The organism is Pseudomonas sp. EA_5y_Pfl2_R50 (genome assembly GCF_963970475.1).
Lineage (GTDB): Bacteria > Pseudomonadota > Gammaproteobacteria > Pseudomonadales > Pseudomonadaceae > Aquipseudomonas.
In genome coordinates, this window is the sequence record NZ_CAXAPT010000214.1 from 1 (window position 1) to 398 (window position 398).

General features: G+C 60.8%; 1 protein-coding gene. It reads right to left on the bottom strand.

Annotated elements, in window-relative coordinates:
• The coding region (locus tag AACY19_RS27510) for an immunoglobulin-like domain-containing protein (RefSeq protein ID WP_339454652.1) at nucleotides 1-398 on the bottom strand (398 nt) is incomplete at both ends.

Below are 398 nucleotides of genomic sequence, written 5' to 3' on the forward strand. Positions count from 1 at the left end.
GGGTTGCGGTGTAAACAATCGAACCGCCCTCGGCCACGGAGCCGGTTGCGCTCAGCGACAGGTTAGTGGTGTCGACAGTGTCGGTGACATTGGTCGAAACCGGGGTCTTGTCGGCCACCAGATTTTCATAGTTGCCGCCGGTTACACCGGTGATCGAGTTGGTCAGCGGCGCGTGGCCAGTCAACGCATCGTTCGGTGCGGTGAAGGTCACGGTGCCGGTGGTTTTACCGACTTCGATGGTGATGTCCTGACCGTTGGCCAGCGTCACGACGACAGGCGAGCCGGTGACTGGCGCGCCAACAGTGGCGGTGTAAGTAACAGTGCCGCCTTCAGCCACCGAGGTATCAGCCGTCAGTTTCACGGTCGAGGTGTCGATGGTGTCAGTCACTTCGGTGACG